The following is a 15,658-nucleotide window of genomic DNA, read 5'->3' as shown; positions in this document are numbered from 1 at the left end:
ACAGTCAACGGATCGGGGGTTGCGGTGAGTACCACCCGGATCGAGAGCACGGCGTACGGAGCCGCCGCGCTCGAATGCCTGCAGGCCGTGGTCTCACGGCTGAAGGCGGACGATCCGATGACCCCTGTCACCCTGCTGCTGCCCAACAACCTGGCCGGCGTCATCGCCCGCCGCCATCTCGCCCGGTCAGGCATCGCCGGCCTCTATCTCGCCACCTTGGAGCGCCTTGCCGAGCAGCTCGCGGCCGGAGTCCTGTCGCCGCGCCGCCCCGCGACCCGGCCGATCGTCGCAGCGACCTGGCGTACGGCGCTGTCGAAGGCGCCGGGCATCTTCGAAGAGGTCGCCGAGCATCCGTCGACCATCCAAGCGCTTGCGTCAGCCCATCGCGAGCTTCGCGATCTCAGCGACCCCGCGCTGGACAACGTCGCCCACGCCTCCGCGCTCGGTCCCGACCTGGTCCGTCTGCACCGCCACGTCACCACCGATCTCGCCGCCGACTGGTACGACGAGACCGATCTTCTCCGGGCAGCGGCCGCGCGCCTCACGGACGAGCCTGGCATCGCCGGCGAGCTCGGCGCCCTTGTTCTCTATCTACCCCAGGAGCTCACCCAATCGGAGGCGGCGTTCGTCGAAGCGCTCGGCAGCGCCGCGGCTGATCTCACAGTGATCGTCGGTCTGACCGACGTACGACGAGCCGACCGTGCCGTCCGCAGGTCCCTCGAACGCATCGGTATAGACCTGCCACCGTCGATCTCGAAGAACTACCCGGTCGCCACCGAGATCCTGAACGCCTCCGACGCCGACGACGAGGTGCGCTGCGTCGTCCGCGATGTCGTCGAATCGCTCGAGCACACGCCGGCGCATCGGATCGCGGTGCTCTATTCGGCCGCCTCGCCGTACGCGCGGCTCCTGCACGAGCACCTGGCCGCCGCCCGGATCGAGGTGAACGGACCCGGCACACGTCCCGTGCACGAGCGCGCAATCGCGCGGACCCTGCTCGAGGTGCTGGCGCTCGTCGATCAGGACCTGCCGCGCGCGGATGTGTTCCGTGCGCTCGCGAACGCGCCGACGCGCGACTTCACCGGCGAGCGGATCCCGGTGCCGCAGTGGGAGCGGATGTCCCGGGTCGCCGGTGTGGTTCGAGGCGACGACTGGGATACGCGGCTCGCACGGTACGCCGAGGCTGAGCGGCGTACTGCTGATCAGGAGGAAGCGGCCGAGGACCCACGGCCGGCCGCGGTCCGGCGCGCGCAGTACAACGCATCCAAGGCCGAGCGGCTGCACGCGTTCGCTTCGGAACTCCGTCGCCGGCTGAGCGCTCTGGCCTTGCTGGAGACCTGGTCCGAGCTTGCGGACGGGGTGCTGCAGCTTTTCCACGCTCTGCTGGGCGACTACTCGTCCTTGCCGGTGGAAGAGCAGTACGCCGCGGCCGCGGTCGAGAGCTCGTTGAAGGGCCTGTCCACGTTGGACGAGCTCGGTACGCCGGCCAGCCTCGCCGTCCTGCGCGACGTGCTGGATCTCGAGCTGCAGCAGTCGCTCCCCCGGGTCGGGACGTTCGGCACCGGTGTGCTGGTGACACCGCTGTCGGCGAGCATCGGGCTGTCGGCGGACATCGTGTACGTCGTGGGTCTGTCGGAGGACCTGTATCCGGGGCGCGTGCACGAGGACGCATTGCTCCCCCATCGCGTGCGCGAGGCGGCGGCGCCGGAGCTGGCATCGTTCCGGGATCGCCTCGACGAGAAGCAGCGGCATCTGCTGGTCGCGTTCTCGGCCGGGTCGCGCGTCGTTGCGTCGTTCCCGCGAGGCGATCTGCGGCGGTCGTCACGGCGATTGCCGACGCGTTGGTTGCTGGGGTCGTTGCGCGAGCTCACCGGCGATCACGGGCTGCCCGCGACACAGTGGGACAGGTACGGCGAGTTGCTGCGGACGTCGGCGTCGTACGCAGGATCGTTGACAACGGCAACCATGCCGGCGACCGAGCAGGAGTGGCAGGTCCGGGCCGCGGCGGCGCGGTTGTGGGTGAACGACGAGGTGCTCGTGCGGGCGCGTGAGCTGCTGCGCGGACGTGGGAGCAACGCGTTCACACGGTTCGACGGAGACCTGTCCGGGGTGTCGGGTCTGCCGGAGTACGCGGTGGAGGATCGGATCGCGTCGCCGACGTCGCTCGAGGCGTATGCGACGTGTCCCCATGCCTACTTCGTCGAGCGGCTGCTTCAGGTCGAGCCGCTCGAGGCGCCTGAGGACCTGTTGGTCATTTCGCCTTTGCAGGTGGGGAATCTGATCCACTACAGCATCGACGCCTTCGTGTCGCAGCTGAGGGGATCGCTCCCTGAGCGCGGCGAGCCGTGGACGGCGGAGCAGCGGTCGCTGTTGCTCGCGATCGGGGCGGAGCTCGCGGATCGGTTCGAGGCGGAGGGGCTGACCGGGCATCCGCGGTTGTGGCAGCGGGAGCGGCTGCGGATTCTTGGGGACTTGATGGTGCTGCTGACCGACGACGACCGCTGGCGCGCGGATCGGGACGCGTCGGTGGTGGCGAGCGAGCTGCGGTTCGGGTTCGACGGTGAGCCGCCGGTGGAGATTCCGGTGCCGTCCGGGCGTGTCCTGCTGCGGGGGTCGGCCGACAAGGTCGATCTCGGTTCTGACGGGACCATCTATGTGACGGACGTGAAGACCGGCGGGTTCTCGCGGTACGAGGCGATCGAGTCCGATCCGGTGGCGGGCGGGACGAAGCTGCAGTTGCCGGTGTACGCGTATGCGGCGCGGGCTCGGCTGGGAGAGGAGTCGACACCGGTCGAGGCGTCGTACTGGTTCGTCCGGCGCGGCGGGAAGCGGATCCCGGTGCCACTGACTCCCGAGGTCGAGGAGCGGTACGTCGACACGCTCGACGTGATCGTGTCGTCGATCGCGGCCGGGCACTTCCCACCGAAGGCGCCCGAGATCCCCGACTTCTTGTGGGTCCAGTGCCCGTACTGCAACCCGGACGGACTCGGGCACAGTGAGGTGCGGGCTCGGTGGGATCGCAAACGTCACGACCCGGTCCTCGACCGCCTGGTTCGCCTGATCGACCCGACCGCCTTGGATCCGCTCGATCCAACTGCCCCCGCTTCGGAGGCCGGCCATGAGTGAGCAGTTGCTGGACGGTCCGGCGCGGGAGCGGATCCGGTCGGACACCGACTCCACACTCTTCGTCGAGGCGGGCGCGGGTTCCGGCAAGACCCACGCCCTCGTCGACCGCGTGACCACACTCGTTCTGCGCGACGGCGTACCCCTGCGCACGATTGCGGCCGTCACCTTCACCGAGAAGGCCGGCGCGGAGCTGCGTGACCGGCTGCGCGTCGAGTTCGAGAAGGCCCGGCGAGGCCCGGCCGGTGCGCTGGCGGACGCGGCGCTGGACGACCTCGATTCGGCGTCGATCGGCACTCTGCACGCGTTCGCTCAGCAGATCCTGCTCGCACACCCGATCGAAGCTGGCCTGCCGCCGCTGATCGACGTACTGGACGAGGTCGGGTCGTCGGTCGCCTTCGAGGAACGCTGGGCTGAGTTGCAGCAACAGCTGCTGGACGACGACTCGATCGCGGAGCCGTTGCTGCTGGCGATGGCGGTCGGGGTCGAGCTGAAGCATCTGCGGTCGCTGGCGCGGTTGTTCGGCAACGATTGGGACCTGATCGCCGAGCGCGTACTCGTGGATCCGCCCGAGCTGGTGGCGATGCCGGATCTCACCGGGCTGGTCGCCGCGGCGGCGCAGATCGGTGGCGCGGCCGAGTCGTGCCTGGATCCTGAGGACCGGTTGCTGCCGAAGGTGGTGCAGATCCGGGAGCTGGGCCTGATGCTCGACGCCGCATCCGACCAGGAGACGCAGCTGGCGATCCTGCAGACGTTCCGCGGTCTGAAGGTGGGGAGAATCGGGCGCAAGGAGAACTGGCCGGACATCGGTCGCGTACGCGGCGACTGCACCGAGGTGGTCGAGGTCGCCGGGTCGCTGGTCGAGCTGCTACTGGATGCTTGCCTTCGGCACCTTTCGCACTGGATCGCTCGCCGGGTGCTCGAGTCGGCTCGGCTGCGCCGGGAGGAGGGTCGGCTGGAGTTCCACGACCTGCTGGTGCTGGCGCGGGATCTGCTCCGACGCGACCCGTCGGTGCGGTCGGCGCTGCAGGAGCGGTTCGAGCGGTTGCTGCTGGACGAGTTCCAGGACACGGATCCGATCCAGATCGAGCTGGCGGTCCGTATCGCAGGGGGTGCGGAGGCGGAGGCCGAGGACTGGCGTGACGTCGAGGTTCCTGAGGGGCGGCTGTTCGTGGTCGGCGACCCGAAGCAGTCGATCTATCGGTTCCGGCGGGCCAACATCGCGACGTACCTGACCGCCCAGGACCTGCTCGGCGAAACGGTTGCGCTCACCACCAACTTCCGGACGGTGCCGCCCATCCTGCGGTGGATCAACACAGTCTTCGAGACCTTGATCCAACCCCAGGAAGCCGCCCAACCGTCGTACCAGTCCTTGTCCCCCAACCGCACCGGTCCGTCCAGCGCCGCGACCGCATCCCGCCCAGGGGCAGGCGCTGCCTCGCACCGGTCTCGCCCCGACCCCACCACCCCAGCCACCGGCGACCAACTCTCCCTCTTCGGCGAACCCGATGACGAGCCCACGCTCTTCGACGACCCCGACGAGCCCGCACTCTTCGACGACATCGCATCCGAGTCCGCCGCCGCCGGCTCGCTTGGCCCCGCAGGCTCCTCGGCCGACCCCTCAGGTTCCGGCTCGTCCACCTCCGGCTCGGGCGACCGGCTCGGCGACCTCGCCACGGTCCTGCCCTTCCGGCGGGGCGGCGACTCCGCCTCGGCCGACGTACCCACGGCCGACGACACCTCAGCGCCGTACGACGAATCTCTGACCGGCCCCTCCGTCACCATCCTCGGCGCGGAACCCCACAACGACCTCCCTCGCGCACAAGCCTCCGTCCTCCGCGAACGCGAAGCCATCGACGTCGCCGCCGTCGTCGAGCAGGCCCTCCGCGAAGGCTGGCAGGTGTACGACGACCACGCCGGCTACTGGCGTCCCGCGGCAGCCGGCGACATCGCCGTACTGGTCCCCGCGCGTACGTCGCTGCCCTTCCTCGAAGACGCCCTCGACCGCGCCGACATCCCGTACCGCGCCGAGGCCAGCTCGCTCGTCTACCAGACCGCGGAGGTCCGCGACCTCCTCGCCTGCGCCCGCGCCCTCGGCGACCCGAGCGACCAACTAGCCCTCATCACGGCACTGCGCTCACCACTCTTCGGCTGTGGCGACGACGACCTGTTCGTCTGGAAGCGCTCCGGCGGCTCGTTCACCCTGACCGCGCCGGTCCCGGACCAGCTCTTGACCCACCCGGTCGGCGAAGCGATGGAGTGGCTCCGCCGTACCTACTACGCCGCCCGCTGGCTCACCCCGAGCGAAGTCCTCGCGAAGATCGTCGCCGACCGCCGCATGCTCGAGGTCGCCGCCATCGGCCCCCGCGCGCGCGACGCCTGGCGCCGGATCCGCTTCGTCGTCGACCAGGCCCGCGCCTGGTCGGAGGTGGAGCATGGCGGGCTGCGTTCGTACCTCGCCTGGGCCGCACACCAAGGCGAAGAAGCATCCCGTGTCGCCGAGGCCGTCCTCCCCGAGACCGATGCCGACGCCGTCCGCGTCATGACGATCCACGCCGCGAAGGGCCTGGAGTTCCCGATCGTCATCCTGTCCGGCATGACGGCGGCGCCGAATCGTCAGCGCGGTGTCCAGGTGCTCTGGCCGACGGACGGCGGGTACGCCGTGAAGCTCAAGTCATCCGTGCAGACCGAGGACTTCGACCTTGTCCAACCGGTCGACGAGCAGATGGACGACTACGAGCGCCGCCGCCTCCTGTACGTCGCCGCCACCCGCGCACGCGACCACCTCATCGTCTCAATGCATCGCTCCGGCAACCGCCGCCACTCGAGCAATGCCGAGCTGCTCGCCTCCGCCGGCGGTGTCGAGGCGCCGCACGCAGCGCTTTTCACCAGCCCACCACGGGTGGAGCGCGAACCGCGGATCACACCCGACGTCACCCCGCCGATCTCCCGCACCGAGTGGGAGTCCCGCGCGACTGCGGCCCAGGCCGCCAGCCGAGCGCGCTCCGCCCAGAGCGCCTCCGGCCTGGAAGGCACCGGCCCGGACGTCGCCCTCGCCGACGTGGATCCCGGCACCGCCAAGGCGCCCCGCGACCTCGAACTCCCACCCTGGTCAAAGGGCCGCTACGGCACCGCGATCGGCCGCGCGGTCCACGCCGTACTGCAGGTAGTCGACTTGGAGAGCGGTGCCGGCCTGGACGCCGCCGTGTCCACCCAGTGCCTCGCCGAAGGCGTCCTCGAGTACGCCGACGTCGTCACAGCACTCGTCCGCTCAGCTCTCGCTTCCGACGTGGTGAAGCGTGCCGCCGCCCGCGACCACTGGCGCGAGTCGTACGTCGGCACGGTCCAACCCGACGGCACCATCCTCGAAGGCTTCGTCGACCTCATCTACCGCGAGGACGACGGCTGCCTCACCATCGTCGACTACAAAACCGACGCCATCCCCGCGGCGGCGTTGGAGAGCCGAATCGCCTACTACGCACCCCAGTTGCAGGCGTACGCAGCCATCCTCCCCAACACCGCCCCACCGGTCCTCCTCTTCCTCAACCCCACCGAGGCCATCGAGCGCCGTCTCTAAGCGACCAACCGCACCTCCAGCACGACGATCACCACACTCGAACCGATTGCCGTCAGCAACCGACCGAGGCGCCCGGTCAACGCCCGCCCCAACAGCGCCCCGCCGCCGGCAAGCAACAGTTGCCAACTGGCCGACGCCACAAACGCCGCGACCACGAACACGGCCCGCTCCAACACTTGTGGATCGGCAGCCGCCCCGGCTCCGCTGGCAGCGATCCCCGACCCGCTCCCGGATCCGCCGAGCACGAGCGCGGCGAAGTAGATCACGGTCATCGGACTCAGCAACGTCATCCCGAGCATCCCGACGTACGCCATCCGCGCCCCCACCGGCACGTCCTGGCTGATCCCACCCAACCGATGCGCCCGGTACCGACGTACCGCCTTGACCGCCCCCAGCACGGCAAGCCCGACGAGCACCACCACGGATACCCAGCGCAGCGGCCCCACCACCGGCACCAACAAGGGCGCCAACGCAGACCCCGCCACGGCACCCACCAACGCATAGAACCCGTCAGCCGACGCAACCCCCAGCGCCGCACAGGCCCCCACCCGCAACGAACTCCGAGCAGTCAGCCCCACCAGATAGGTCCCCACCGGCCCGACCGGCATGGCAATCCCATACCCAGCCAACACCCCGGCGACCACCGCCGCGATCACGACCGACCGCGGCAGAACCTCCCCCAACGACCACCCTGCTGCTGCACCCGCGCCGCGACATCGGCAGCAGGCATCAACAGCAACACTCCAGCGGTCGTAATCATCCCCCCATGATCAGCACCCCGCCCCACCCCCACAACCCAATTACAACCCCTCGCCCGCGAGCTCACAGTTCAACGGCACGGCGTCGGAGCAGGTCGGCGACTGGGCGCGGCAGGCGCCGGGTCGGGCTTGGTTGCCTCCGTTCGGTTGATGGTCTGTTACTGAGAGTCTATGGCGATTGGATGCTCTGCGAGGCGATGGTTACAGGTTGTGGATTGCGGGAAGTGACCCTGCCGTGTGGATGAGCGGCGGGTCGCCTACGATCTGCGGAAACAGTGAGGGAATCGTTCGGATGATGGTCCGCCCGCTGGCGGGTCTGCCACCAAGAGTGTGAGGGTGTGGCTCATGAACATCGGTACTCGGAAAATCGTCGTTGACGAGGCGATCGCGCAGTTGCGGCTGTACGCCGAAACCAACGGCGCCGTGTTGCAGTACTACGACGGTTTGCCGGGGTTGACCTGCGTCGGCGGTTCCGATCCGAACCAGGTGACGCTGGAGGACTTGGCCCGCACCATGGTGATCGGCGCCGACCTGCGGGCGATGGACATCCCGTGGCTGCTCGAGGTCGAGGCGGAGAAGGAGTTCGCGGCGATCCCGGTCGACGCGCGGCTGGAGGACGCGAAGCCGGGCGGCGACCTGTTCGAGGCGGCGATGGCGCTGGACGACAAGTTCACCGGCCACCGCGGCTTCGGCCACGCCAAGAAGTCGAAGCTGCTGCACCTGAAGCGGCCCTACCTCTACCCGGTCACCGACAGCTTCATCCGGATGACCTATGGCACCGCGTCGGCAGGTGCGGAGTTCCTCGCCGCGATCCACCGCGACCTGGTGAACCCGGCCAATGTCCGCGACTTCAAGCTGCTGCAGGTCCGGCTGATCGCCGAGCCGTCCACCTCGGCCGCACGGCTGCTCGGCGAGGTCCCCACGCTTCGCCTGCTCGACATCCTCGCCTCACTCCTGGGTGAAGCTAAATAACCCCCAGCCGCGCCAGCGGCTCCACCAGTTCACGCTCCTCGTAGGACAGATGCGAGAGCAGCGTGTCGTCCAACAGGTCGACCGCTGCGCGCAGACCGTCGATGGAGCCTGAGCCGTCAACCAGTGCGACCAGTGCCTTGTCCACACCTTCCAGTACGTCGTGGATGATGTGGTGCTCCTCCTGCAGCCGGTCGACAACCGGCGCCAGTGCGGGGTCGGCTCGCCGGATGTGCGGGAAGAGCGAGGCGTCTTCCAGCGAGTGGTGTGTGGTCACCAGACGGCAGTAGGACTCGCAGTACGTGCCGAGGGTCCAGTTGTTCTGCCGCATGGTCATGGTGTTGATGTGCGACCGAGCCTGCCCGACACCGAGCGACCCCGCGGCCACCTGCTCGACCAGATCGCGGATCTGCTCGAGCTCCGCACGCAGATGGTCGTGTACGTCGATCAGATGCTGACCCGACGACAATTGGTACGGCGTGTACGTGCGCGACGGGTCCAACGCGGGACCCGTGGGACGCTCCGACTCGTCGAGCAGCTGTACGGCGCTCCGCCGTACAGCCGGAGGTGGAGTCGGCACCACGGTGAACCCGCCGCCAGCGACCACCGGGGCAGCCGCGACAACAGCCCCTGAGCGCGCAGCCTCCACGGCTTCACGCACACCGGCGGCCACCTCAGCGAACCGGCGGATATCGTCCGGATCGTCGGAGCCGAGGATGTACGTGCTCATCCCCTCGCCCAAGGTCAGCTCAGCGAGCTGGTCGATCCACAGCTCCTCCGGACCCTGCAGGAACCCGCCACTCCCACTGAACCGGCCGGACAGGTTGTACAGCCGTCGTACCGAAGCCGGATCGCGACCCGCCTCGACGGCTGCCTCGTCGATGATCTTGTTCATGGACGCGAGCTGGTCAGGGCCGGCGTACCCACTGCTTGGCAACCAGCCGTCGGCGAGGCGTCCGGTGACGGCGAGCATGCGGGGCTTGTAGGCGCCCAGCCAGATCTCGACGTCGTGGGCAGGCTGCGGGCCGCGCTTGGCGCCGGAGACGGTGTAGTGCTTGCCGGGCAGCCGGATGCCACCGCCGGTCGGCGTCCAGACCTCACGCATGATCGCGATGGCTTCTTCGAGCGCACCGATGCTCTGGCCGGCGGTCAGCTGCGGACCCGCGTTCGCGGCGACCGCGTCCAGGAAGCCGCCCGCACCGAGACCCAGCTCGACGCGACCGCCGGAGATCAGGTCCAGCGTGGCGACGCTGCGCGCGAGTACGACGGGGTGCCGGAGCGGGAGGTTGGCGACGTTGGTGGCCACCTTCACGCGCTGGGTCTGCGCGGCGACGACCGACAGCAGGGTCCAGGCGTCCATCAGGCGGGGCTGGTACGGATGGTCCTGGAACGTGACGAGATCGAGGCCGACCTGCTCGGTCAGCTGGGCCAGCGCGATCACCCGCGCGGGGTTGTCGACCGCTGGGGTCAGGAACGTGCCGAAGACCAACTCGTGGCCGTAGTCCATGGTTCACCTTCACCTGTCGGAAGTGCGCTCGCGAGCAAAACTACTTCGCTGAACGAATAATCTCAACCACAGAACATCTGCTGGCGGACCGAACCGGCTAGACCAAACTGAAGGCCTGTTCCGGAGTCAGGGTCGTGCCAGTGGTGTACGCGGCCTCGTAAGCCGACCGGCCCAGGGCGGCTGAAGCCGCAGCGATCGCTCGGTCCAGGTCTGAGGTTTCGGTTGCGGCGATCAGATAGTTCTCGGTGGCTCGGGTGGCCGCGGCAGCGCCCAGGAGCGTGGCGGCCAGGGTCTTGTCCGGGTGGCAGGCGGCGATGCCTTCGAGGGCCCAGCACATGCCGCGGAGAGACTCGAAGTCAACGGAGATCCGGAACGCCTCCTCGTGGAGCTCCAAGGCGGCAACAACGTCACCCTCGAGCTCGCGGACGAAGCCGAGCTCCTCCAGGACGATCGACAGATAGAGGACGGACTCGGTCTGCCGGCGAGCAGCGTCGATCAACGCTCCCAGTCGCTGCGATGCCTCCGCCAGCAAGCCGGTACGCCGGGCCGCGAAGCCGAGCACGAGTTCCGCCAGGGCCTGGGTCGAGCGCTGGCCCTGTTCGGTGGCCAGCCGCAGTGCGCGCTCGCCGTGGGTGCGGGCCAAGTCGTAGCGGCCCTGCCGGATCGACGTCCACCCGAGCATGCCCAGCGCATTGGCGACCTCGGGCCACAACCCGATCTCCTCCGCGGCCTGCGCGCCCTCGAGGTGGAGCCGCTCCGCCTCGTCGAAGTCGCCGACGAGTTCGGCATGCGCCCCGAACCAGCCCGTCGCCTGCAGCACACCCCACCGATCTCCCAGCGAGCGGAAGATCCCGATACTCTCGCACGCATCGTCGAACAAGGCCGGCAGATCCGCCCGCACGTGCGCATGCTTCGCCCGCGCGGCCAGCACGGCCGCGACACCCCACTGGTCCCCGTCGGCCTCGAACCTCTTCAGCGCCCGGTCGAGCAGCGCCTGACACGCCGGAAGGTCACCGGCATCGCTGGCTGCATAGGCGATCCACCACAGTCCAAAAGCGTCAGCCGCGTCAGTCCACCGGTCTCGCTCCGCCGCCGCCTCGCTGTCGCCCAGCAGGTACTTGAACCCGGCCCGCCAAGCCCCGACCCGCGCGGACCCCTGGACGGCTTCCAGAGACCGCAGAGCCTCCACGTGGCGCCCACGCAGGAACCAGTACCAGGCCAGTGCGTCCACCAAGCGCTCAGCCGGCTCCGACTGCTCAGTGGCAACAGCGCGATCCAATGCGGTCCGCAAGTTGGCGGAGTCCTCGTCAAGAAGCTCCAACCACCGACTCTGGTCACCACCGAAGAGTGCAGGCCGGGCCGCCTCAGCCAATGACGTGTAGTACGACAGATGCCGCTGCCGCACCGACTCCAACTCACCGGCCGCACGCAGCTTCTCCACGCAGTACGCCGCGACCGACTCCAGCAGCCGGTAGCGTGGCCCATCCACCCCTTGCACGGGTACGACGAGCGACCGGTCGACGAGCCGTACCAAGACATCGAGAACGTCGGCCTCATCGCACACCACGGCCGCAGCCTCCGCCGTACACCCATCCGCGTGTACGGCGAGACGTCGCAGCACGGACTGCTCTTCCGGATCGAGCAGCTCCCAACTCCAGTCGATCATCGCCAGCAGCGTCTGCTGACGCGGCGCAGCACCGCGGTGTCCGGTCGCGAGCAGCCGGAAGCGGTCATCGAGTCGCGCGACCAAACCACGCACTCCCAACGCACGCACGCGAGTCGCAGCGAGCTCCAGCGCCAGCGGGATCCCGTCAAGCCGCCGACAAAGCACAGACACGTCGGCCGCGGTCTCCGCAGACAGAGTGAAGTCCCGAGAGGCCGCAGCGGCACGGGTCACGAACAACTCGACGGCACTGCACTCGCTCAAGGCCTCCAGCTCCAGAGCAGGCGACGGGACATCAAGCGGCGGCACACTCCAGACCACCTCGCCGGCAAGACCCAGCGGCTCACGACTTGTCGCCAGCACGCGCAGACTCGGCGCGGCCGCCAACAGTCGATCGGTCAACTCGGCCACCTCTGCGACGACCTGCTCGCAGTTGTCGAGGACCAAGAGCCGAGACCCCATGACCGCTGCCAGCCGCTCGACCACTCCGTCACCGGAACCACTGGCGTCTCGCAGATCCAGCGCCGCCTGAACGGCGTCTGTCAGCGAACTGCTGACAGACAGCGCATCTGGTGTCACCGCGGCCAGTTCGACCAGTACGACGCCATCCGGGAAGCGCTCCGCCACCTCACCGGCCGCTGCGAGCGCCAGCCGGGTCTTGCCTACTCCCCCAGGGCCAGTCAGCGTCACGAGGCGTGAGGAGGCCAGACACGAGCTCACGTCGGCCATGGCGTCCACACGTCCAATGAGCTCGGTCAGTTGAGCCGGAAGGTTGCTGCGGGCATGCGGGAGCTCTTGCGTGAGGATCGACTGATGGAGAGCGACAAGCTCCGGGCTGGGGTCCAGACCGAGGTCGTCCAGCAGCAGGCGGCGCAGCTGCTCGTAGCTGTCCAAGGCCTCGCTCTGCCGACCACTCCGGTAGAGGGCCTTCATGTGCGAAGCCCGCAACCGCTCTCGCAACGGATAGGCGGCGACGAGGTCGGCGAGCTCACTGACCGAGCCAGGCCGCTCCTCATGCCACGTCTCCAATGCGGTCAGCCGCTGCTCGGTCAGCCGGGCCACGCTCGTCTCCACGAACGCCTCGTCCGCGAAGTCGGCGTACGCCGGTCCGCGCCACAGCCCCAGCGCCTCAGCGAGCTCTCCTGCCGCAACCCGGTCGGCGAACCCCAGAGCGTCGTACGACGCACTGTCGACGGTGATCGAGTAGCCCGCGGGGCCGGACTTGACCAGGGCACGACTGCCGCGCTCGGCGTCCTCGAAGGCACGGCGGAGCTGGGAGACCTTGGCGGAGAGCGTGCCCGACGGGTTGCCCGGCAGCTCTGAACCCCACAGGTCGTCGATCAGGCGGTCTGCCGGCACAGGACGGCCCTCGTGCACCAGCAGGTCGGCCAGGAGCGCACGGACCTTCAGGCCCTGGATGGTGACGGGCGTACCCGCGTCCGTCCAGGCAGTGACCGGTCCGAGCACCCCGAAACGCATGGCCGCACCTTATCTTTCCGCCGACTCACGCACTGACCGGAAAGAAACCGTAAACGGCCTCCGGCAGAGTCTGTGTCACCGGAAAGGAGGCAGGACATGCGACTGGCAGTGATCATCGGCAGCACCCGCCACGGGCGGTTCGGTCCGACCGTGGCGCACTGGCTGGCCCGGCAAGCGGCCAAGCAGTTCGAGATCGACCTGGTCGACCTGGCCACCGCACATCTGCCGAGCACACTGCCCGACACCGACGACGAGACGCCGGCGGAGGTCGCAGTACTGGCTCCGAGGCTGGCGGACGCGGATGCGTTCGCAGTGGTGACACCGGAGATCAACAGCAGCTTTCCGGCGCCGTTGAAGACCGCACTGGACTGGTACTACGACGAATGGCACGCCAAGCCGGTCGCAATCGTCAGCTACGGCCGGGAGACCGGCGGGCGGTGCGCCACCCTGCAACTCCGGCAGGTCTTCGCCGAACTCCACGCCGTCACCATCCGCAACACGGTCGCGCTCCCCTGCTACTGGGAGCAGTTCACCGCGAACGGCGACTGGCCACGACCTTCCGCCGGGTACGAGGCGGAAGCCAAGCTCATGCTCGACCAGCTCGTCTGGTGGGCCGAAGCGCTCCGGGACGCGCGCACCAAGCGTCCTTACCAACACTGAGAAAGGGAAAGACCCATGAGGAAGCTGATCGAGACCACCTTCGTCACCCTGAACGGCGTCATCGACAACCCGCAGCGCTGGAGCCCGCCGTACTGGGACGACGAGCACGCGGCCTACTCCCAGGGGCTGATGGAAGGCGTCGACGCGCAGGTGCTCGGCCGCGTCACCTACGAAGGGTTCGCGGACGCGTGGTCGCAGCGCGGCGGTGACCCGTTCACCGACCACTTCAACGCCATGCCGAAGTACGTCGCCAGCCGCACGGTGACCGAGTGGAAGTGGAACGCCCAGCCGCTCGAGGGCGACGCCGCCGAGGCGGTCAAGCGGCTCAAGGCCGAAGACGGCGGCGACCTGATCAAGTACGGGACCGGGTCGTTCTCGAAAACCCTGCTGGAGAACAAGCTGGTCGACGAGTACCACTTCTGGATCTTCCCGGTGGTGGCCGACGGCGAGAACATGTTCCGCGGCGACAACATCGACATCACCCACCTCGAACTGCTCGGCACGACCACCTTCAAGTCGGGCATCGTCGTGCACAAGCTGGCTCCGAAGGCCTGAACCAACCGCTCCCAGCCGGCCACCGATTCGTCATCGGTGGCCGGCTGCGCGCTTGTCTGCCCAGACCGTGGGTACCGGTGCGACTTCGGGGATGTGAGGCGGCGCTGGGGACCGCCTGCCGCAGGTCCTCGCGATCGGCTACGCCAGATCGCAAGGTCCGCACACGATTCGGACTGGAGGTCTGATGGGTACCGTCCTGACCATTGTCATCATCGTCGTCGTCCTGCTCGCGGCGGCCGCGCTGTTCTTCGTCTATCAGCGCAGACAATCGGACCAGCTGCACAAGCGGTTCGGCCCGGAGTACGAGCGCACGCTCGAGGAGTCCGGTGATCAGCGCAGCGCCGAGCGCGAACTGCGCGAGCGCGAACGCCGGGTCGCGAAGCTCGACATCGTGCCGTTGAGCGGCGGGTCCGCGGCGCTGTACCGCGAGGAATGGGCCGAGATCCAGCAGAGCTTCGTCGATCAGCCGGCCGCCGCCGTCAGCGATGCCGATCGGCTGGTGCTGCGGATGATGCGCGAGACCGGGTACCCGGTCGACGACTTCGACCAGCGCGTGAACGACATCTCGGTCGAGCATCCGCAGGTCGCCACGCACTACCGCAACGCGCACCGGGTCGCGGTCGCGCAGGCCCGCGGTGAGACCGACACGGAAGAACTCCGTCAGGCCGTGACCTCGTACCGCGCGCTCGTCGACGCGTTGCTGGCCGGCAGCGAGGACGACCACCAGCGGCACCGCACCCAACCGACAGACGCCAAGGAGCAAGCATGACCATGAACGATGACCGTCGCTTCGAGGCGACGGACGACGACCGCATGATGACCGACACAGACCGTGCGAGCGACGCCCTGGGCGACCGCACCGACTATGCGCGCGACGACCGTACGAGCGACGCCTTGGGCGATCGCGCCGACTATGCGCGCGACGACCGGACGACGGACGAGCCGACAAGCGAGCGAGCGTCGGAGGAGCCGTTGGTGGCGCCGGATGCGGTGGTCGACTTCCGGGCGCGCTGGGAGGTCATCCAGCAAGGCTTCGTGGACGATCCGCGCCAGGCCGTCACCGAGGCCGACAACCTCGTCGACGATCTGCTCAAGCGCCTCTCGGACACGTTCGAGAGCCAGCATCAGGACCTGGAGAAGCAGTGGTCCGACGGAGCGCCCTCCACCGAGGATCTCCGCTCCGCCCTGCAGCGCTACCGCGCGTTCTTCCAGCGGCTGCTGACCCTCTGACGCAACCACGGTCGGGGGGGGCGGGGGGCGCCGGCCGCGGCGGGCCGGGTGTTTGGGGGGGGGGGGGGGTGTTGGTGTGGTTGTATAGCTGGTGCGGGGCCGGTTTTTTGGTGTTATACAACCCCCGCGCCTAGTTG

Annotated in this window: 10 protein-coding genes; 7 read left to right on the top strand and 3 right to left on the bottom strand. The window is 68.7% G+C overall.

Translation table 11 applies throughout. The features are described 5' to 3' along the window. Window positions 1-24 precede the first annotated feature (24 nt). On the top strand, window positions 25-3,126 hold the full coding sequence (locus tag AB0E63_RS23265; protein WP_360369788.1) for a PD-(D/E)XK nuclease family protein: 3,102 nt from the start codon (window positions 25-27) through the stop codon (window positions 3,124-3,126). Next, a complete protein-coding gene (locus AB0E63_RS23260; protein WP_360369785.1) occupies window positions 3,119-6,700 on the top strand; it encodes a UvrD-helicase domain-containing protein in 3,582 nt (1,193 codons plus the stop codon). The genes AB0E63_RS23265 and AB0E63_RS23260 overlap by 8 nt, the downstream gene beginning before the upstream one ends. On the opposite strand, the gene AB0E63_RS23255 is transcribed toward AB0E63_RS23260, so the two are convergent. Beyond that, on the bottom strand, window positions 6,697-7,383 hold the full coding sequence (locus tag AB0E63_RS23255; RefSeq protein WP_360369782.1) for a lysine transporter LysE: 687 nt from the start codon (window positions 7,381-7,383) through the stop codon (window positions 6,697-6,699). The two genes, AB0E63_RS23260 and AB0E63_RS23255, sit on opposite strands and share 4 nt — an antisense overlap. A gap of 420 nt (window positions 7,384-7,803) precedes the next feature. On the opposite strand from AB0E63_RS23255, the gene AB0E63_RS23250 reads away from it, so the two are divergent. After that, window positions 7,804-8,430, top strand: a complete 627-nt coding sequence (locus tag AB0E63_RS23250; RefSeq protein ID WP_360369779.1) for a DUF6308 family protein — start codon at window positions 7,804-7,806, stop codon at window positions 8,428-8,430. Here the strand turns inward: AB0E63_RS23250 and AB0E63_RS23245 are convergent. Together AB0E63_RS23245 and AB0E63_RS23240 are read right to left on the bottom strand one after the other, a co-directional pair. Next, window positions 8,423-9,934, bottom strand: a complete 1,512-nt coding sequence (locus AB0E63_RS23245) for an LLM class flavin-dependent oxidoreductase (RefSeq protein ID WP_360369776.1) — start codon at window positions 9,932-9,934, stop codon at window positions 8,423-8,425. The genes AB0E63_RS23250 and AB0E63_RS23245 overlap by 8 nt on opposite strands. Before the next feature lie 97 nt (window positions 9,935-10,031). Then, the gene (locus AB0E63_RS23240) at window positions 10,032-13,076 is read right to left on the bottom strand and encodes a BTAD domain-containing putative transcriptional regulator (RefSeq protein ID WP_360369773.1); all 3,045 of its coding nucleotides are present in this window, start codon (window positions 13,074-13,076) and stop codon (window positions 10,032-10,034) included. A gap of 96 nt (window positions 13,077-13,172) precedes the next feature. Here AB0E63_RS23240 and AB0E63_RS23235 point away from each other — a divergent pair, with 96 nt between their 5' ends. From AB0E63_RS23235 to AB0E63_RS23220, 4 genes are all read left to right on the top strand, one after another. Then, on the top strand, window positions 13,173-13,736 hold the full coding sequence (locus AB0E63_RS23235; protein ID WP_360369770.1) for an NAD(P)H-dependent oxidoreductase: 564 nt from the start codon (window positions 13,173-13,175) through the stop codon (window positions 13,734-13,736). A gap of 15 nt (window positions 13,737-13,751) precedes the next feature. Beyond that, on the top strand, window positions 13,752-14,291 hold the full coding sequence (locus tag AB0E63_RS23230) for a dihydrofolate reductase family protein (protein ID WP_360369767.1): 540 nt from the start codon (window positions 13,752-13,754) through the stop codon (window positions 14,289-14,291). A gap of 184 nt (window positions 14,292-14,475) precedes the next feature. Continuing rightward, entirely contained in the window at window positions 14,476-15,060 is a 585-nt protein-coding gene (locus tag AB0E63_RS23225) for a hypothetical protein (RefSeq protein ID WP_360369764.1), read from the top strand. Beyond that, on the top strand, window positions 15,057-15,521 hold the full coding sequence (locus AB0E63_RS23220) for a hypothetical protein (protein WP_360369761.1): 465 nt from the start codon (window positions 15,057-15,059) through the stop codon (window positions 15,519-15,521). The genes AB0E63_RS23225 and AB0E63_RS23220 overlap by 4 nt, the downstream gene beginning before the upstream one ends. The last annotated feature ends 137 nt before the right edge of the window (window positions 15,522-15,658 follow it).

Origin of the sequence: Kribbella sp. NPDC026596, assembly GCF_040638415.1 — a bacterium.
Lineage (GTDB): Bacteria > Actinomycetota > Actinomycetes > Propionibacteriales > Kribbellaceae > Kribbella.
Note: the sequence above shows the minus strand (reverse complement) of the source record. Positions and strands in the feature narration are given on the sequence as shown.